The sequence below is a fragment of the Paenibacillus sp. J2R1T-4 genome (assembly GCF_059692235.1).
On the sequence record NZ_JCAUBA010000023.1, the window covers coordinates 100,744 to 120,913 of the forward strand.

Consider the following 20,170-nt stretch of genomic DNA (forward strand, 5'->3'; position numbering starts at 1 on the left):
TCCGCTCCTTAGTTTTTTAATCTATTTGTAATTGGGTTTGTAACCGTATCATTATATCCAACAAAATGTTTGCCAGGAGTCGTGTTAAATGCAGGTGTACTTAGCTTAGCACTAAGCTCCTGAAACCATTCCTGATCATGCGTCATCAAGGCAAGTTCAATGAGAGCACGCAGCTCATCCGGAGTCTCAGGTGAAGAGTCTGGCAGCTTCTTTACCTTGGCAAACACGGCGTCGATCGATGTTCCAACCGTAGACTCCAAGTCACATTGAGTCACCCACACTTTCAAACCGCCGCCATTATTCGTTGACTCGACGAAACCAATAAATTTCTCATCCAAAGAAGACGTACCGCTAACCCAATCCCCTACTCTTATCAACGTTGTCACTTCCATTCTCATTCACCCTCTCAATTGAAATCTATTTCAACTGTCATTAAATAAGTGACAGATTGATCAAAAAAAGGTTATTGCTTGTGCAATTGCGCCATACGTACTCGCTCATGCACGTCTAGAATCGTCATTTGCTGCAAATACAGAAGCAGATGCTGCTCACTCTCACAAAATATTTGATCCATCACCTCTGACATATTGCAGGCGACCACACAAGCTTCATCCTCATTGCCTGAACACCATCCCGGCTTCATAGAGCCGATCGAGGTTGCCTGATAGATCTCGGCTAACGTAACCTGTTCCGGGCTGCAGTTAAGAATATATCCACCGCCGATCCCTTCCTTCGTAGCAATATAGCCGTGCTTTCGCAGGCAGCTCATAACTTTGCGCACACGCGACGGATGAGTGTTCACATTGCGGGCTATGCTATCACTAGTGGCCATACGATCCGGTCTATAAGTAAGATATACCATGCTGTGTACCGCAATCGTAAATTCACTGTTCACCCTGTGCTCACCTCTTCCTTCCGCTTGCTTACTGTTATTATATTTGTTACAGTTCACATTGTCAACATCAAGCGTTTAGGCAGATTGCTTATTTTACATTCTGTCCATGTTATGGTTGTATTAATAGTAAAGGAGCTGATTGCAATATGAATTCCGAGAATCAATCTTACGAATTAGCTACGTTCGCTGGCGGATGTTTCTGGTGTATGGTGAAGCCTTTCGATGAGCAGCCTGGAATTATCAAGGTGATTTCCGGTTATACTGGCGGACATGTAGTCAATCCTACTTATAAAGAGGTCTGCTCGGAAACGACAGGACACTATGAAGCCGTACAAATCACTTACGATCCCGCCCAATTTTCCTATGAAAAGCTTCTGGAGCTATTCTGGCAGTCCATAGATCCTACTGATGCCGGCGGGCAGTTCAATGATCGGGGACAGTCTTACAAGACCGCTATTTTTTATCATAGTGAAGAGCAAAAACAATTAGCCGAGCAATCCAAGCAGCAGCTTGCTGACAGCAGTGTGTTCAAGCAACCGATTGTTACGCCCATTGTACCCGCGCATCCCTTTTATCCGGCTGAAGATTACCATCAACATTATTACAAAACAAATCCTGTCCGCTATAAAGCTTACTTTTCGGGATCCGGGCGTGAGAAATTCCTGAAGGACCTTTGGAAGGATAACAAGAAAAGCGATGAATTGAAGAAACGCCTTACTCCGCTCCAATATGAAGTGACCCAGAATAATGGTACCGAGCGTCCTTTTCAGAATGAGTACTGGGATCACAAGGAAGCCGGAATTTATGTAGACATCGTGTCGGGCGAACCGCTGTTCAGCTCATTGGATAAGTTCGACTCTTCCTGCGGCTGGCCTTCTTTCACGAAACCAGTAGAAGAACATCGTGTTTCGGATCATGTAGATATTACGCATAATATGATTCGCACCGAAGTGCGCAGCAAGGATGCAGATTCCCATTTGGGGCATGTGTTCCATGATGGTCCGAAGCCTAATGGACTGCGGTATTGCATTAATTCTGCGGCGTTGCGGTTCGTTCCTTTGGATCGAATGGAAGCGGAAGGCTATGGAGAATACAAGTCTCTTTTCGGAAAATAAATGCTCAGGATTACTGCAGGGAAAGTTTGTGAATTGACTCTCCATGATGTTGTAACTATAATGATTACATCGAGAGGGCGAAAACCTATGAAGAAGATAAGCAGCCGTTTCTCCATTGCCGTTCATATCTTGTCACTCATTGCCATGAACCGGACGCCATTTACATCTGATTTCATCGCTGAGAGCGTGAATACGAACCCTGTTATTATTCGCAGAATCATCAGCAGTTTGAAGAAAGCAGGGTTAGTGGATGTAAAAGCAGGCATCGGCGGAACTTATCTGCGGCGAGAACCGAGTGAGATTTCGCTCTTGGATATATATCGTGCGGTTGAGGTTGTCGAGAAAGACGAGCTATTCCACATTCATGAGCATCCTAATCCGGTATGCCCCGTTGGCGCTAATATCGAATCGGTTCTGCGCACGAATGTGAGTCAAGCGCAATTCCTCATGGAACAGCATTTGGCTCAAACGAAGCTCCAGCATCTGGTGGATGGATTAACTGAAAAAATCGGCTCTGCAAAGAGCTAATTTTTTTGCTACTGTTGTAATCGTGTTGGTTACAACAATTCGAATAGTTAGCTGGTACAGGCGCCTCGTTGAAACACTTGGCTGGTTATATTCTAGCCTCTCGAATCGAATCTAATTTAAGAAGGGATGATTACAATGTCAATCATAATTACTGGTGCTACAGGCGGGCTTGGAGGAGAAGTCATTCAGCATTTGCTGAACAACAAGGTCCCAGCTAGTCAAATCGTTGCTGTCGCTCGCGATGTAGAGAAAGCTTCCTCTCTTGCTGAGCAAGGCGTTGAAGTACGTTATGGGGATTATGAGAACCCGGAATCACTGGTGAAGGCTTTTGCCGGAGCATCCAAGCTGCTCTTCGTCTCCAGTCCTAACACGGATGATACGCTCCGAATTGTGCAGCATGCTAATGTGGTCAAAGCCGCACGTGATGCAGGGGTACCGCATATCCTTTACACGAGCTATGCCTTTGCTGAGGATTCCAAAGTCTCACTGGCACAGGTGCATCTCGCTACCGAACATGCTATTCGCACTACGAACATCCCTTATACTTTCCTTCGCAACTCGTTATATACAGACGTGTTCGTCAATCCAGATCTGGCCGCATCCGTAGCGCATGGTGCCATCGTCACAAATACTGGACGCGGCACGCTCAATACGGCCACTCGAAGTGATCTAGCCAAAGCAGCAGCAGCGGTGTTGGCTGGCGCCCGCCATGAGAACCAGATCTACAATCTTGTTTCCAATCAGCCTTGGAGCTTCGATGAGCTTGCTGGTGTAGTAACGGAGGTTACGGGTACAGCTGTCGTGCATCAAGCTGTTTCCTTCGAAGAACAGAAGAACATTCTGCTTGGTGTCGGATTGCCTGAGCCTGTTGCCGTGTTATTCGCGAGCATTTATCAGGCGATTGCAGACGGTGAGACAGCTCGGACTTCAGATGATCTGCAGAAGCTGATCGGTTCCTTTACCCCACTTAAGGAAACGGTGGCACAAGCTCTGCAGAAGTAAGGTTCAGCACGCCAAATAGCGCCATCGATTGGAGTAACGGGACAGGCTTCTTCGTTAATCCAATCGAGGCGCTATTATTTTTGTCGGAGAGCTTATAAGGTATCTAAGCTCCTGCTACCCCGAGGTGGAGCTCAATTCCAGTCGAATCCTTGAAAACTAGCCATCCCCCGCTCTTCTCTACTGCGACGCCCGCGTTCGTCAACCGGTTATGCACCGCCTCTAACGCCTCGTGATCTGGCACAACAATCGTATAATAGGCAAGCCCCGCCCCGCTTACTGGAGCTAATGGCGCACCTACTCCCGCCCAAATGTTCAACCCAATGTGATGATGATATTGTCCCGCAGACACGAAAAGGGCCGAATTCTCCATGTGTGCTACCACTTCGAATCCCAACACCTCCGTATAGAACTTTCTCGCTTCGCTCAGACTGGAAACATGCAGATGAATATGCCCAATCGTCGTACCCTGAGGCAGTCCATTCCAAGCCTCATCCCCAGCCAGCGCAAGTAAGCCGTCCCAATCAATGGGATCAACCGCCATCATGTAATGATTGTTAGCATCACGCTTCCACGTGCTCCGAGGGCGATCGTAATAAATCTCGATTCCGTTGTTATCAGGATCTGCAATATATAGAGCCTCGCTCACCAGATGATCCGCCTGCCCGATATGGATCTTACTGCTGATCAGATTCCTTAGTACTAATCCTAGCGATTGCCGATCCGGCACGAGGATCGCGAAGTGATACAACCCTGCATATTTTCTTCGAGGCGGTACCTCTGCACTTGCAATCTCTTCTAGCAGCACTAGCGGCTTCAAGCCATCTGCTGTAAGCTCCGCGGTATGACCTTCAACCTTGAGAACCTTAAGACCAACTACTTCTTGATAAAATGCAAGGGATCGCTTGAGATCCGTTATTCTTAACTTCACTAATCCGATATTCGTATCCGAATGAATGATGGAGGACATTTGAAACACCCTTTCCACTCTTAATGCCTACATCTCTTATTATCACCTAGAGCACATTATTTTACCAATTATTGATTCAGGGAGGGCTAATAACACGCCGCTTATTGATAAACCATGCTGCTATTGGCTATTTGGGCCATTACGTCACTCAGACACTAATTAGCCAATCCGACTATCCCTTATTCCCGCATTGTTACCCATTTATGCTCAAAACCAAGCTAATAACCAGTAGTAAAACTTGCTATCCCAGAAAAAGCCGTCTTTTCCGCCCCTATAACCTATAGTAGCACTGGCTAACTGATTTCCACATGAGCTAAGTTGTGACGTTAAAACAAAAAACCGACTGCGCACAAGCCTGCTCCGCATGAAGCAGTCTTACCGCAATCGGTCCGCCTATGTATAAATCACCCACAGTATTACACAGCATTGGCTCAAGCCGTCTTCTCCTTCAAATCCTTCGCTGTCGAATCGACCTCATGCACTCCGTCGACAATGCCGCGAATCCTGCGATCCTGATTCTCCATGCCTGCCAGAATCTGCTCGACGGTCGCCATGTTCTGCTCGGTCAGCATCGAGATCGACTCCATCTCAGCGGAAATATGCTGGGACGATGCTCGAAGATTATTGACCGAATCCGCAACAAGCCCCGAACGCTCCGCCAACTCCTTGGTATTGCACACCATTTCACGCATCGACTGCTCCATCTCGATCGATGCCTCGCGACCGGCTGTAACTGACAATTGACCCGCTAGCACTTGACTCGTTACGTGCTCGGTTTTGCTGGAGATGCCTTCCAGAATGCCGGTAATCTCTTCGGTGAATCGCTTGGCATTCTCAGCCAGCTTACGAATCTCGGAGGAGACCACCGCGAAACCTCGGCCATGCTCTCCTGCGCGTGAAGCCTCAATGGCTGCATTCAAGGCCAAAAGATTCGTCTGATTCGTAATCTCGCTAATCGTGTTGGCTAACTCCCCGATCAAGCGGTTCTGTTCATTCAGATCGCCCATCAGAACTACCGTGGTATCCATGATTCCCTTGACCTTGCTCATCTGCTCCCCTAACAAATTCGCCTGCTTCATACTGGAATCCGTCAACTCCGCGTTCGAAGCCGACAATTCTCGGAGTACGGCCGTGGAATCTACAATAGAGGCTGTGCCTTCATTCAGCTTATGCATGGAACCATTCGCCGAGGATAGATTCGCATTCACTTGTTCCGTACTGCTCGCAACCTCCGTGAATGCCGTGGTCATCTCCCTCGATATAATCCCAACGGAATCTGCATTCTCCTTCAAACCGCTGCTCGATCGATCCAATGCTTCCGCAGTGCGGCTCACTACATGCAAAGTTCTAGCCGTTCTTTCCTGCGCTGAAGTTGCTTCCTGAAAGCCTTGAAATGCACTTTTACGCAGCCGCTCCCCGAACACTCCTGAAGCCATCAGCGCTCCTGTAATTAAGACTACGAATAGATTGAATGTCAACTGACTCTCATCATTGAACCCTGCGAATAAAGTATCTCGTTCCGTAATGAAAAAATAGTTAGTGAAGAATAGGGCGAACAGGCCTGAAAGAAAGATGGGTCGGTAGTTGTTGTAAAGCGTGGTCACAGCAAGACTGTAATACACAAGCAAGTAGGTTGCGAAGCTATCTGTAGTAGAGATCATGAGGAAGGATATAACGCCTAGCGATAATGCTACCAGATACTTGAGGCCTTCAACCAAAATGCGTAGCCAGACGAGCACCGTTACAAGAATGGCGATAATTCCGCCTACGACGACTAGAACAATCGTATTCATGGGCAAAGAATCTGTTGCAAGGTTAACGGCAATGCCGAGCATTAATGAAAACCATAGAATAAACACCATGAGTCGATTTCTTCTTTGCAGAACGGCTGACTGTTCCATATGACTCTCCCTTTATATTTCTGAATTGAAACTCCGTCCATAATCATACCATAGTTTGTAAAATGAAGTCACCGTGTACCTGCGATATTTTGTTAACAGAAATGGCTATAGGTGCTGCTGTTGCTGCAACTATCTGGATTTTATTGTCTCACCTCCCTATTATATTAATGCAAAATTTATGTAAAAAACTCGTACATTTCTCACTCAGTCTGGGTGCAAAAAAGGGACCTTGTCCTGCTGTAGAGTACTATGAAATAATTATTAAATTAGAATTATTATAAATAAGTATTGATTTTATTTTGTTACTTGCTATCATAGTATGTATTGTAACTATTCTAACTTATGAGGTGAATTGTATTATGAGTAACGACAAAATCGATCTCACTACAAGCTCTGGCGCACCTGTCGGTGATAACCAGAATTCCATGACAGCAGGTTCACGCGGCCCTACATTAATTCAAGACGTCCACCTTCTAGAGAAGCTAGCTCATTTCAACAGAGAGCGTGTGCCTGAGCGCGTCGTACACGCCAAAGGTGCAGGTGCTCATGGTTATTTTGAAGTAACGCAGGACTTAACGAAATATACAAAAGCAAATTTCTTATCCGCGGTCGGCAAGCGCACGCCTCTATTCGTCCGCTTCTCCACCGTGGCCGGAGAGAACGGCTCGGCTGACTCCGTCCGTGATCCGCGCGGTTTCGCAGTGAAATTTTATACTGAGGAAGGCAACTATGATTTGGTTGGCAATAATACACCGGTCTTTTTCATTCGCGATGCGATCAAATTCCCTGACTTCATTCATACCCAAAAGCGTCATCCCGCCACTCACTTGAAAAATCCTAATGCCGTATGGGACTTCTGGTCCTTGTCCCCGGAGTCCTTGCACCAAGTTACAATTCTGATGTCTGATCGCGGCATACCAGCAACATTTCGCCATATGCACGGCTTCGGCAGCCACACCTTCAAATGGGTGAATACGGAGGGTCAGGGCGTGTGGATCAAATATCATTTCAAGACCGAGCAAGGAATTAAGAACTTAACGGAAGAAGTCGGCACACGTATAGCAGGTGAGAACCCAGATCATCATACAGAGGATTTATTCAACTCTATTAAGAACGGCGACTTCCCTTCATGGAAGGTATATGTGCAAATTATGCCGCTTGAGGATGCCGATACTTATCGATTCGATCCGTTCGATGTGACGAAGGTATGGTCTCAGAAGGATTACCCTCTTCAAGAGGTTGGTCGTATGGTGCTGGACCGCAACCCTGAGAACTACTTTGCAGAAGTGGAGCAAGCTACCTTCTCCCCTGGAACATTGGTACCTGGAATCGACGTTTCTCCTGATAAAATGCTGCAAGGCCGTTTGTTCGCCTACGGAGATGCTCATCGCTACCGGGTCGGTGCCAATCATCAGTCGTTGCCGATCAATCGTCCTCATAATGAAGTGAACAATTATCAGCGGGATGGCCAGATGCGTCATGATGCGAACGGCGGCGGTTCTGTGTACTACGAGCCTAACAGCTACGGCGGCCCGACTGAAGCACCGCAGCACAAGCCTGCTCCTTTTGCGGTTTCTGGCACGGCAGACAGTGTCGCTTACGATCATCATGATCATTACACGCAGCCAGGTGACCTGTACCGTCTATTGAGTGAGGATGAGCGCACCCGTCTTGTGAACAATATTGTAGGTGCAATGAGTCCTGTTGAGAAGGATGAGATCAAGCTCAGACAGATTAGCCACTTCTATAAGGCTGATCCGGATTTCGGACAACGCATAGCTGATGGGCTTGGATTAGCTGTTCCGAAGGTTGATTAAAGAACTTATTATCTGTTCTTGATTGTTAATCATGATTCAGTTCCGAACTCCCCACACATATAAACCTTAGACTCCCAAGCAAGGGTCTAAGGTTTTTTGGTATCCGCGTTCATTTGTTTTTCAATTAAGCATGCGTGACATTCGTCTACCCTCCTGCATAGAAATAACATATATGCTTTACCAAGGAGGACCATCTCAATGCCTGCCAAAAAGTCAAGACGCGTTCCCAATCCAACCTATCCGCAAATGCCATAATAGACCCTGGCGCTACCATTCGCTGTATGTTCCGCTTTACTTATGTATGGCTTACCTATGGCGATCAGTTCTGGTATTTCCCGATTTTCATAGGCGCTAATTCGATCGGAGGCTTCCGGTGGAACGGCTTCATATGGATGTACTATGTGATCGATTTGCGATTAATTGATGCGTTAACTTGCAGTTATTAGAATTTATCATGGAACTTAAAGGGGAGACTTATCCTTGTCGAATAACTACTACTCACAGCCCTATAACGGGCAACGCCAGAACATAACGGATATCCTCGGATGTGTGAACAAATGGGCAACGATTCAATTCACCAACGGTACCTCACTGCAGGCTAACCTAACCTCCGTCGATTTCAGCTACGCAACAGGCTACCTGCCGAGAAACGCCTCCTTGTCATTAGTATGCAATGGTGTGGCAATCACCAATCAGCAGCAAGCACAACCCTGTCTCAATCAATGGACTCAGCTCACCCTGCCAAACGGCTCTCAGGTATCGTTCTACCTGACTTCCTATGACAATCAGAACATCGGAGGAAACTTCCAGACGACCCAGCTCATCGGGTTATCTAGTCTGGTTACTAGCATAACCTGTTAATCTGCTATAACTTAACAAGACACCGGATGCCTCATGATCCGGTGTCTTTCGTCTGTCACCTGCTCTAGCTTTTATTCATTCTCATCAGCACCAACAGCCAGCACTTGCATGCGGTACTGTCTCGGTGACTGTTGGCAATAATGCTTGAATACCCGGTTGAAGAAGCTAATGTCGTTGAAGCCGATCTCTAACGCAATCTCGGAGACGGGCCAGTCTGTTTGCTGTAAAAGCTGCTTCGCGACTCCAATCCGTACGCTATTGCGGTAATCCAGAAGCGACATTCCGGTATGTGCTTTGAACTTATGACGAAGCCCAGACTCGCTCATTCCGCACAACTGCCCCATCTGTTCCAGCGTAATAGATTTATCGAAATTGGCCTGTACAAAACGTGTGACCTGTTCCATTAATACTTGCTCGTTTGCTTCTTTGGTTAAGGAGGCCTGCTCGCGGCGTAAGTAACAGCGGCTCAAATAGATGAAACATTCCATCAGCTTCGTTTTCAACAGGACCTTGTAGCCATGCTTTTTATCCTTATACTCTGCCATCATTTGTTCTATTAAAAGCTGCAGGGTTATTCGCTCCGTAGGAATCAGGTGCAGGTGAGACGGAATAGGTGACGAGGCGCGCAGGAAAGGCTCCAGGAAGTAGAACTGCACGAATGAAGACTCTTTGGCCAGAATACCCAGCTCTTTGGAGAAAAAAGAAGGATGGAACAGAACATTGAATATTTCCAATCGCTCATTCTTTCCCACATGATAAGCGTGTACGGCTTCCGGCTCAATGATCAAGACATCTCCAGCAGCTACCTCGTACGTTGTCCCTTGGTACTCATGCTTGCCTTTACCATTATAAATGTAAATGAACTCCACAAATTCGTGGCAGTGCGGGTCAACTGTACGGTTACTTATGCGATGCTGGAAAATATGAAACAAGAAATCATCGTGATCCATAAATTGCACATTCTCATATCGATGCAGGGCGCATCACCTCCGCTGGCAGATCATCCTATTATTTTAGCCATATCATTCTAGAATTCGTACTCTTCTTCCCTTAGTATAAAGTCAGGTTATTATAAAAGAAAGAAACCAAAACCGCGAGCGGAGGTTAATGACATGAAAGAGAAAAACTGGGTTGCACGCTGGATTACACATCCCGCATTCGCTGCACTCCCCCCACTGGATCTGCTGCGCAAGGAAATGGAGCCCCGGACGGCACCCGAGCATGATCCCAATCTTCGCAATGTCCATATGTTGGTTCGCAGAACGGTGCACCTATCGGAGCAGAATGGCGGCTTGTGGCTCGACATTACGGCCGATGACTATTACAAGCTGTATGTGAACGGGCAATTCATTGGACAAGGGCCTTCGCAAGGCTATCATTTCCGTTACTATTATAATAGGTATGACCTTTCGCAGGTGCTCGTGCAAGGAGAGAATGTGATCGCGGTCCATGTCTACTATCAGGGGCTGGTGAACCGGGCCTTCACAAGCGGGGATTACCGACAGGGTCTACTAGCTGAGCTTGTCAATTGTGATGGTGATGTTCTCCTAGGTACAGACACTAGCTGGTGTTATACCGAGGCCGATCAGTATGGAGGTCCTAATGCCCCCACCATTGGCTATGAAACACAGTTTCTCGAGTCGATCGATGCCCGCAAGCAGCTCTTGGATTGGCAGCAAGTTCATTTCGATGACTCCAGTTGGAAATCTGTGAGCGAGCGCTTGGATGACGATCACACGCTCGTCATGCAGCACACCCCAACTGTGGCTGTGTACCGTGTTAATCCTGAACAGGTGATCAAGCGGGAGCCGAATCGTTATTGGATTGATTTTGGCCAAGAAATTACGGGCGGCTTCACCATGCGCGCTCGCGGTGTAGCCGGTGAACAGATTGAGATACGCTGCGGCGAAGAGCTGCAGGAAGATTGCAAACTGGATGTGCGGGATGAGCTAAGATGCAACTGCATTTACCGGGAAACCTGGACGTTATCGGGGCGGGATGAGGGTGATGAGCTGGAGTATTATGATTACAAAGCATTTCGCTATGTCGAGGTGCTTGGTTCTGGGGAATCTATTGTACCAGAGAGCTTTGCGGCCATTGTGCGTCATTATCCATTTCCGGAGCAAGCCTGTGATTTCTCATCGAATGACCCTACCTTGAATGAGGTATGGGCGATTTGCCGGAAAGGCGTTCAGTACGCCACACAGGAGCATTACACCGATTGCCCGTCACGCGAAAAGGGACAATATCTAGGTGACAATACCGTAACAGCCCTCTCCCACCTGTATTTGACAGGCGATCTGGGCATGTATCGCAAAGCTCTTGAGGATTTCGCTGCAAGTACGGTTATTTGTGAAGGGATGATGGCCGTATCACCGGGTCACTTTATGCAAGAAATTGCCGACTACTCGCTTCAATGGCCGCAGCAGCTGTTGACCTACTATCAGCATAGCGGCGACATGGAATTTTTACGAGAGATGGCGCCTATATCCGAGGGGATCCTCCGCTATTTCTCCCGTTATCAGCGGGGCGACGGCTTATTGGAGAATGTAGGCGACAAATGGAACCTTGTCGATTGGCCGTTCAACCAGCGGGACGGCTACGACTTTGAGCTGACGAAGCCTGTAGCGGACGGATGCCATAATGTGGTTAACGCTTTTTACTACGGTGCGTTGTGTGCCAATGACGCCATTAGATCTCTCCTTGGGCAACCTCAAGCAGAAGCGGAGAAGCAGCGCGTACTAGAAGCATTCCGAGCTGTATTCTGGCGGCCGGAGACAGGACTATTCGCGGACGCAGAGCACTCGCAGCACAGCTCCATGCACGCTAATACGCTGCCTTTGCTATTCGACATGCTTCCAGCAGGCGGGAGCGATAGCGTGGTTCGCTTCCTTAAACAGAAACGGCTATCGTGCGGCGTGTATTTCTCCTTCTTCTACCTGAAGGCATTAGCCCAAGCGGGGGAGCGGGAATTCGTCTATTCGCTATTCGTCACCGAGGAGCCGCACGAGCTGCAAGGGCCGTACGGACCAGTGACCATTTACGGTTACTGGACACAAATGCTCCGCGAAGGAGCGACGACCTGCTACGAGAGCTGGTCCAAGGAGCTGAAGGCCAATACCAGCCTGTGTCATCCATGGGCGAGCTCGCCGATTCCCGTTCTGATTGAAGATATTCTGGGTCTGCGTCCGTCGGATGCCGGTTGGACAGGATTCATGATCGATCCTGCTGTGGCACCGAATGTCCCGGATCTCGACCTCTCCTTCCTGACTGCAGCCGGGCGCGTTCATGTTCAAGTCCGGAGCGGCACAACAAGTGCCCGACTCATGACGGAAGTTTCGCAGCACAAGTAAGATGTCTCTCGATCTACGAATCAATTAGTTACTAATTAGTTCCAGAGGAGATCAGTTAGCCAGTGCTAGTATAGGTTATAGGAGCGGAAAAGACGACTTTTTCTAAGATAGCCTGTTTTACTACTGGTTATTAGCTTGGTTTTGAGGAAAATTGGTTCCCAATGTGGAAATTGGGGATAGTGGGATTGGCTAATTAGTGCCCGAGTGATGAAATGGCCCAAATTTCCAATAGTAACATGGCTTATCTGGCGGCGAGCCACTATTATCCAACTGGCCACGATTAGCAAGGCCGCAGGCGCAGCCAGGAACAGGAGCTCATAAGAGGCAGGACCTAAGCAGCAACACTTCTGCTAACTAATCAGCCTATGTGCGACAAGTGTGCATCCCATGCACAATAAGGCTCATCCATTCATCTGGATGAGCCTTAACCATTTACCCCTTTTTACTGCTCTAACGCATCGATCACGAACAGCTCAGTCTGTCTGCTGAAGTACAGATTCCCGGCTCGATCCGCTATACTAAGACCGACATTCTCCTGCAGCAGGGCCGCATCACGTGTGGCCGGAGAGAATCGGAACAAGGAGCCAATAATGTTGCCGTACAAGTAACCGTCTGATCGGAACCACAGGTTGCCGGCATGCCAGCCGTACCATTGCTTGGGCTTTTCCGGAAGGAAGCTGTTCAGATCGATCGTCTCCAGGACGGACAATCCCGCCGGGTCCACCTTGAACAAATGAGTTTCCGAGAGTCCCCACAGATAGCCTTGATCATCAAAGGTAAGAGCATATATAGAGCTAGAGCCCTCTACGGGGGTGACCTCTCCGATTTTCTTACGCGTCTCTGTATCCCAAGCGAAAATTCGGGCAGACGATTCCACTGGACTCGTTCCCAATCCTCCGTGGATGGACGAGCCTCCGTAGATGATCCCCTCTCTGTAGGTGAGGCTGATCAAGCTCTGATTCTCCACCACATGCCGGTGCAAGTCCACTTCCCCAGTCTCAGGGTCATACAGGGTGAGCGCTCCCCCATGATGGCCATAGAAAGGCACAGTCCCGATCGCGAGCTCTCTTCCAGCCGGTACGAACGCGAACGGCCGATCCTGATCCCGATCCTTCAGCGAGAACAGCAGGGATGGGTTGCTGCCCAGCTGCCACTCGCTTCCTGGATCGTATCGGTAAATCTTCGCGTAGGGATACACGCCGAGATACACTTGGCCCTTGAATTCGACCAACCCTTCTGGCTGTCCTACGCTTTTATACTCGGTTATTTCATCCCGCTTGTGATCATAGATCGCGAAGCCCCCAGCGAAGAATCCCCCGACAAGCAGGCGATCGTGCTGATCGATGGCGAAGCTCTGGAGTTTGTTCTCTTGCCCGGGAACCTTTGTCTCCCGAATCTCCCCGCGATCCGTCTGCGGATTATAGATCCAATAGTTGCCGTCCTGCATGACGCTGATCAAGCTCCAGCCCGGGTATACCGTCTGATCCTGCCACTGGATCCAGCCGAAATCTCTGGCAGGTTGATCACATTCAAGCGAGGTCTGGGTTACTTTTCGCTCCGCTATATGGTACGCAGCCAACCGTCCAGCCTGAACAAAATACACTTGCCCCGTCTCCGGATGCGGTCTGGATACATCCCAGCCCATTGCGCCTTCCACTCGATCCACCCACTGCCGCTCTGTCCAATTGTAGACCAACAGCACATTGGAAGGACTAAGCTTAACGAATACCAGGTCACCAATTACATTTAGGTCATAAACCGTCTCACCATCTATTTTGTCAACAGGCAGAGGGATTACAGTCTTTTCCCCGGTTAGCTTGTCAATCGCTACAAATGCTGCGCGCTGCGTACCGATCCCAACAAGCAATGTATCTCCGATAATGGCGATGCTGCGAAGATACTTCTCCCCCTCCACTATTTGACCGTAATCCCGGAAGCTGTTCGCATTCGGGTCATAGGCAAACAATTTTCCGTTCGGAAAAGTCCCCCCATATACGACTCCATCGACATCTGCCTTTACCCGCCAAATGAAGCTCTCGCTCTCAAGCGCCAACCCCAGATTCTCCAACTCAGAGGAGCCAGGCTTCAGTCTGTAAAAATACCCCTGCGTGCTTCCCATATACACGGTACCGTCCGGCAAGAGATCAATCCCCCAGCAGTGAGTCGAGCCCCCATTCAATTCAAAAGTTTGTAAGCAGTCCCCAGTAAAAACATCAATAATGTGCAGCGTGGCAATCTTGCCGCAAGATACTGCATAGATCTGCGGACTTCGATCCGCATCCCCTGAATGATAAGCCGCCGCCACATAACTGACTGTGTGAATCGGACTTCCTAATGCTCTCGCCGTCATCTGTATCCCCCTCATTTTTCATGTGATTCCTTGCGATCAGGATCCTGTCTAAGACCAGTATAAGCTTTCTATTAACAAGCCGCATCTATTAATTGACAGGCTGCAAAGTTAGTGATAGATTTACGTCGAAAACGTTTCCAAAATCCCAAATCAGTGATATGGAGAGTGGATGATATGGACAAGTACAGTTGTGTGAACAAGGGCGGAACCTTCACTTTTGACGCTGCGATTCCAGCTTGGTCCTTTCATTCTGGAGACCGCGCCGAGGTAAGAAATATGGATGTTGCTATTGAGATTAACGGGAGCTTGAACTCCTGTCTCCGCCACATCACCTCGACTATGGAAAGCACGGGATTAAATGATGCTCACGGCGCATATACGCAGATCGCGATAACAAGCAGATTGGACCAACCTTCTGTCCAGCTGGAGGTGTTATTCCGGGTTTACCTCGAAGCCGCCTTTCTAACGATTAAGGTTCAAATTCTGAATGAAGCTCCTGACTCCTCCGTAACCTTGGGCAAATGCAAGCTCTTGTACAGCAGCGAATCCACAGACTCCTCCATCATGATGGGTGAGCATCCCTCCCGCACCAATGTACTTTGCCAATCGGCTTGGGTGATTAACAATTCCGTACAAGTCATAAGTTCAGAATCTGGGGTTCATACGAGTAAGACGGTTGGACTGCTATATAACCCTGAATCCGGTGCTGCTCTTAACTGCAGCTTCTTGACTTTTGACCGGGCTGATACGGAGCTTGTATATACATATAAGTCTGGAGCAGATGCGATTGCTCTGGAAGCCGTATGCAATTTTGATGGTTACGAGCTGGTTCCAGGACAGCTTATGAGTTCCGAAACGGCTTATCTCGAACTTGCTGCTAATCCATTCACTTCCCTTGAGGATTGGGCCAGCAGAGTGAGCGAGCATTATAAGCCCAAGTTCGCTGCTCGTCCCAATCTCGGTTGGGTCGGCGGTTGGACCTGGAGAGATGGCTTCTCTCAGGAAACCTACGAAGAAATCGTACTGGAGAATGCAGCAGCGCTTAAGCAGAAATTAGGCGGATTCGGCATTAAAAACATTTGGACGAGCATCGGCAACCTAAAAGATATGCTTCCCGGTAATTGGACGGAACAGAATCTGGAGGCGTTCCCTCATGGTTGGGAGTGGCTGATCCAGAAGCTGGAGCAGAATGGGCAGAAACTTGGCTTCTGGATTGCTCCCTTCTGGATTCCTAACAAAGGTTCCGACCTTTTCGAGGAGCACAAGGATAACCTGCTTAAGAAAGATGGCGAATATATTTTTAACAACTATAGATCTCCTTATGGAAAATCAGGTACACTCCCGAAGGAAAAGCGTGTCGGCTTTTATAGCTTGGACGGCAGCCACCCACGCACTAAGCAATTTCTGAGGAAGGTGTTCGAGTACTACAACAAGATCGGGATTCGGTTCTTCATGATCGACTTCCTATATGCTGGTTCCGGGATAACTCCTGGGCATTTTCCATATGATGAGTATTACGACCGAACCAAGATCAAGGGACCTGAGGTGTATAGAGAGGCTTTAAAAATTATACGCGAAGCTGCCGGCGAAGAGACATACCTCCTCTCCTCCACCGGAACGACTTTCCAGAATGTCGGATGCGTTGATGCGGTCCGGGTCGGCCCAGATATCGGAGAAGGACGTCCCTTGATTGAGACGATGGCTGAATATCCGGCTACTTACACCATACATGGCTGGAATCTGATCAACACGGTCGCCTCCTCCATGGCCTATACGTACTTCACAGACCGCAAGCTGTACTATAATGACGGCTTTAATGTGTTAACCGTGGACAAGCCTATCCCATTAGAGGAAGCAAGGGCAACCGTAAGTATGTTCGGATTATCTTCCGGTCCTGTCGTGCTTGGGGATGATATCGCTACTATCAGTGATGAGCGGCTCGCGCTGATCAAGAAATGTTTGCCTCAATACACGGAAATGGCCAGACCCGTGGATCTGTTTACAGCAGCAGCACCGGATTCCCCTCGCATATTCAACCTGCATGTGAAGAAACCATGGGAGGATTGGAATGTCGTGGGGGTGTTGAATGCAGGAGCGTCACCGATGTCCGTGGTGCTACGTCTTGGTGATCTAGGGCTCGACGATGCAGAAACCCCCTATACCGTGTTCGATTTCTGGAATGAGATGTATATGGGCGAAGTAGTGGGGAGCGTGAACATTGAGGTTCCTGCTTATAGCGTGAAGGTGCTGAGGATTAGCAAAGCCAGGAATCACCCATGGGTGTTGTCGACCGATATGCATATCACCCAAGGCGGAGTAGAGATTGCTCAGTTAGAGTGGAACGGGGACAAAGGAATTCTCAAGGGAGTGTGCACTCGTCCCGCTGGAGAGCAGGGCAACTTGTATTTCCGCTTACCTCCAGGATGGAAGCCATTAGTATACGAAGGGCTTAACGTAGCCAAGATTCGCTCGGACAACATGGTGATTGCGATGAAAAGGCTGGCGTTTAACGTCGAGACTGTTACGTGGCGAGTTGATTTTGAACGAACTGCTGAGTTTAAAGTCGGTAATTATGCAGGATTATGAGTGTTGCGTGCGTTGGGCGTTACTAAGAAGAAACCGCTGGCTGCTTAGAGCAACCGGCGGTTCTTGTAGCGCGGATTCGTTATTGTATACCACAATAGCCCAGAATCAAAGCTCATCCTTCATGCTCTCCAGCTTTCCTTCTATCCTCTCCAGGACGGTATCCAGACTGTCCAATCCTGACCAGTAAAACTTCAATTCATTACGTACCGCCGCGAGCTCGTAGCTGGTCAGATTAAGATCGGAGTAATAACGGAACGTATTCATCACCTCTCGGTAGAGCTGGAACCTGGAGGGACGCAATATTTTCTCTGCTCCAGACCATTCTGCGGCCATCTTCATAGCAGGAATACTGAGCGTATTACGCCGTATATACAGTTGGGTATCGTAGGATAATAAATAGTCCTGGAACAGCTTGGCCGCCTGTTGATTGGCTGATGCGCGGGTTACGGCGATTCCGATTACGACTAGCAGCGTACTAGCTTCCTCTTGAAAGGGCAGAGGCGATATATCATAAGTAAACGATGCTTCCGTGAGCGTATTGAGGGTAGAGTAAGTCGCGAGAATCATCGATACTTTTTGTTTGAGGAACAAGGATTCCACATCAAAATCGTCTTCAGACAAATAAGTCGGGAACAAGCTCTTGTCGCTGATCAGCTCCATACATGTGCGCAAACCGCGTTTAAGCTTATCGTCCCCCCGGAGATCATACTTTCCCTGTTCATCGCGCCTGAAATATACCCCGTTCTGCAGCAGAAACAAGGGCCAACGATTATCGGACAACAGATGAAAAAACAGACCATACCGATCCTTCCCATTCGTAAGCTTAGCACTCGCCTCTTTGACATCCTCCCAAGTCCAGCTGCCGTCAGGCTCGGGCAAATTCATCTCATGAAAATGTTCTTTGTTATAGCAGAGCATTACCGGAGTATACACGAAGGGACGGACATAGAGCCGTTCATTGGTTAGGAAAGGTTTATGTAAAAAAGGATAAGTGCCTTCCCCCAGTTCCTGCGGTTCCAAATAATCCTCTACTGTCGCATCCTCCAAAACTTCGTAATCGGAATGATTCAGCATCACTACGTCGCAGTTGGATTCGCGAATGAAATCCGTGATCCCCTCCCGGCTGTGGGCAAAATGCACGGGCACCGGTTGAACCTGGATATTCGGGTATTGCTGTTGAAAGGAATGAACGAGCTTCAAAATATGGGTTTCCTGCACGGTCGATTTATAATAGCCGAATCGGATTGTGATCCCTTCAGCATTTCTCGATTTAACCACCTTCGCGCCAATTCTAGGCACCTTCTCTATATAGCTTTCTGTGACCAGAATCTCCAGGCCCTTGCGCACCGTAACTTTACTGAGTTGGAATAACTCGCACAGCTCCATCTCCGAGGGTAAGTAGCTGCCTACGGGATAGTGCCCGGTCAATATATCATTTCTCAAGGAGACCACCATTTGCTCCACTCTGCTTCTGGAAATGCTTCGTTTCGGTTTCATCACACGTGTCCTCCGGATAAGTCTTAACGTAGTCTTTTTTGGTATAAAAAATGGTAAAAATGAAGTTGACAGGCCGAGCAATAAGCTCTTATAATCATACCATAGTATACCAGATTCATTCAAGGAGGCCATTATTCATAATGACAAGAATTGCTTTTTTACAAAGTAAAGAAACGATAGACCGTGTGTTCACCGCAGAACAAATTGAACGCCTCAGAGCGTTGGGGGAAGTTGTTTTGAACGAGCATAGCGGACCGATCACTCCCGAGCAGACTAAGCAGCAGATCAAGGACGCCGATATTGCCATCACATCTTGGGGATGTCTTGCGATCAATGAAGATATTCTTGCTTCCGCCCCTAATTTGAAGGCCGTGTTGCACGCAGCCGGTACCATTAAGGGCATCGTCACCCCCGAGCTCTGGGATAAAGGAGTCCGCGTGTCCAACGCTACTGAACCGCTAGGCAAAGGAGTAGCGGAGACTGCGTTAGGCCTGACCATCGCTTCATTGAAGGACATGTGGCGCTTGACGCAGGATACTCGAGCCGGGGGCTGGCGCGGGGTTTCCCGCGTAAAAGAGCTGTATGAGGTAACTGTAGGAGTCGTCGGGGCAGGCAAAGCTGGCGGACATTATATCAAGCTGCTGCAAAATTTCGATGTCAAGGTTGTGCTGTACGATCCTATTATTACGCATGAGGCTGCAGCGGAGTTAGGTGCCAAGAAGGTAGAATTCGAACAGCTGCTTGCCCTGTCAGATGTAATCTCGATCCATGCTCCTTCATTGCCTGAGACTGACAAGATGTTCAACAAGGAGACCCTGGCTTTGATGAAGGATGATTGTATCCTCATCAATACCGCAAGAGGGTCGATCATTGATGAGCCCGCACTTATTGAGGAGCTGCGTAAGGGAAGACTGTTCGCGGCACTGGACGTTACGGACCCTGAACCTCCTGCAGAGGATCATCCTATCCGCGAGTTACCTAATGCGATTCTGCTGCCTCATATCGCCGGCTCCGTCAATAATGGTCTGCATCGACTGGGCGCCTTTATCATTGATGATATTGAGCGTTTCCTGAATAATGAGAAGATGCGCGGCGAGGTTACCAGCGATCAGATGAGTATTCTGGCCTAATGATCTATAGGCTTGCGGCCGTCCGGACTGTTGTTCGGGCGGTTTTTGCTGTGTGTGTGCTCTTCTGTCAAGAAAGTAGACCCCCCTAACTCAGGCAACGTGTCTGTAGTACTCCTGTTCGAAGCGCATCGGTGACATGTAGCCAAGGGTACTGTTGGATCGTTTTCG

At 48.5% G+C, this 20,170-nt stretch carries 15 protein-coding genes; 8 read left to right on the forward strand and 7 right to left on the reverse strand.

Annotation, left to right across the window (positions count from 1 at the left end):
• Positions 1-8 precede the first annotated feature (8 nt).
• Positions 9-392, reverse strand: a complete 384-nt coding sequence (locus tag AC58QD_RS27995) for a hypothetical protein (RefSeq protein ID WP_497338335.1) — start codon at positions 390-392, stop codon at positions 9-11.
• Positions 393-463: 71 nt separating this feature from the next.
• Complete coding sequence (locus tag AC58QD_RS28000) at positions 464-895, reverse strand: RrF2 family transcriptional regulator (RefSeq protein WP_497338336.1); 432 nt, start codon at positions 893-895, stop codon at positions 464-466.
• A gap of 146 nt (positions 896-1,041) precedes the next feature.
• On the opposite strand from AC58QD_RS28000, the gene msrB reads away from it, so the two are divergent.
• The 3 genes from msrB (at position 1,042) to AC58QD_RS28015 (ending at position 3,540) form a co-directional block, all read left to right on the forward strand.
• Complete coding sequence (gene msrB, locus AC58QD_RS28005) at positions 1,042-2,010, forward strand: peptide-methionine (R)-S-oxide reductase MsrB (protein WP_497338337.1); 969 nt, start codon at positions 1,042-1,044, stop codon at positions 2,008-2,010.
• Positions 2,011-2,097: 87 nt separating this feature from the next.
• Positions 2,098-2,538: an Rrf2 family transcriptional regulator gene (locus tag AC58QD_RS28010; RefSeq protein ID WP_497338338.1), complete on the forward strand. Its 441-nt coding sequence runs from the start codon at positions 2,098-2,100 to the stop codon at positions 2,536-2,538.
• 135 nt (positions 2,539-2,673) lie between these two features.
• A complete protein-coding gene (locus AC58QD_RS28015; RefSeq protein ID WP_497338339.1) occupies positions 2,674-3,540 on the forward strand; it encodes an SDR family oxidoreductase in 867 nt (288 codons plus the stop codon).
• A 103-nt stretch (positions 3,541-3,643) separates the two neighbouring features.
• Here AC58QD_RS28015 and AC58QD_RS28020 read toward each other — a convergent pair whose 3' ends face one another.
• Both AC58QD_RS28020 and AC58QD_RS28025 read right to left on the reverse strand, forming a co-directional pair.
• On the reverse strand, positions 3,644-4,507 hold the full coding sequence (locus AC58QD_RS28020) for a VOC family protein (protein ID WP_497338340.1): 864 nt from the start codon (positions 4,505-4,507) through the stop codon (positions 3,644-3,646).
• A gap of 431 nt (positions 4,508-4,938) precedes the next feature.
• Entirely contained in the window at positions 4,939-6,408 is a 1,470-nt protein-coding gene (locus AC58QD_RS28025) for a methyl-accepting chemotaxis protein (protein ID WP_497338341.1), read from the reverse strand.
• 359 nt (positions 6,409-6,767) lie between these two features.
• Between AC58QD_RS28025 and katA the strand changes: the two genes are divergently transcribed.
• Positions 6,768-8,225 (forward strand): catalase KatA, encoded by a 1,458-nt coding sequence (gene katA / locus AC58QD_RS28030; RefSeq protein ID WP_497338343.1) that lies wholly within the window; start codon positions 6,768-6,770, stop codon positions 8,223-8,225.
• A gap of 480 nt (positions 8,226-8,705) precedes the next feature.
• Positions 8,706-9,086 carry a hypothetical protein gene (locus tag AC58QD_RS28035; protein ID WP_497338345.1) on the forward strand — a complete coding sequence of 127 codons (381 nt, stop codon included), beginning with the start codon at positions 8,706-8,708 and terminating at the stop codon, positions 9,084-9,086.
• A 71-nt stretch (positions 9,087-9,157) separates the two neighbouring features.
• Here the strand turns inward: AC58QD_RS28035 and AC58QD_RS28040 are convergent, their stop codons facing one another.
• A complete protein-coding gene (locus AC58QD_RS28040; protein ID WP_497338347.1) occupies positions 9,158-10,036 on the reverse strand; it encodes an AraC family transcriptional regulator in 879 nt (292 codons plus the stop codon).
• Between the two features lie 162 nt (positions 10,037-10,198).
• Between AC58QD_RS28040 and AC58QD_RS28045 the strand changes: the two genes are divergently transcribed.
• Entirely contained in the window at positions 10,199-12,439 is a 2,241-nt protein-coding gene (locus AC58QD_RS28045; RefSeq protein ID WP_497338348.1) for a family 78 glycoside hydrolase catalytic domain, read from the forward strand.
• Between the two features lie 442 nt (positions 12,440-12,881).
• Here the strand turns inward: AC58QD_RS28045 and AC58QD_RS28050 are convergent, their stop codons facing one another.
• Complete coding sequence (locus AC58QD_RS28050) at positions 12,882-14,789, reverse strand: WD40 repeat domain-containing protein (protein WP_497338350.1); 1,908 nt, start codon at positions 14,787-14,789, stop codon at positions 12,882-12,884.
• Between the two features lie 174 nt (positions 14,790-14,963).
• Here AC58QD_RS28050 and AC58QD_RS28055 point away from each other — a divergent pair, with 174 nt between their 5' ends.
• Positions 14,964-17,375 (forward strand): alpha-galactosidase, encoded by a 2,412-nt coding sequence (locus AC58QD_RS28055; protein ID WP_497338351.1) that lies wholly within the window; start codon positions 14,964-14,966, stop codon positions 17,373-17,375.
• 105 nt (positions 17,376-17,480) lie between these two features.
• Here the strand turns inward: AC58QD_RS28055 and AC58QD_RS28060 are convergent, their stop codons facing one another.
• A complete protein-coding gene (locus AC58QD_RS28060) occupies positions 17,481-18,872 on the reverse strand; it encodes an extracellular solute-binding protein (RefSeq protein WP_497338352.1) in 1,392 nt (463 codons plus the stop codon).
• Between the two features lie 140 nt (positions 18,873-19,012).
• On the opposite strand from AC58QD_RS28060, the gene AC58QD_RS28065 reads away from it, so the two are divergent.
• Positions 19,013-20,002, forward strand: a complete 990-nt coding sequence (locus AC58QD_RS28065) for a hydroxyacid dehydrogenase (protein WP_497338353.1) — start codon at positions 19,013-19,015, stop codon at positions 20,000-20,002.
• Positions 20,003-20,170: the final 168 nt, after the last annotated feature.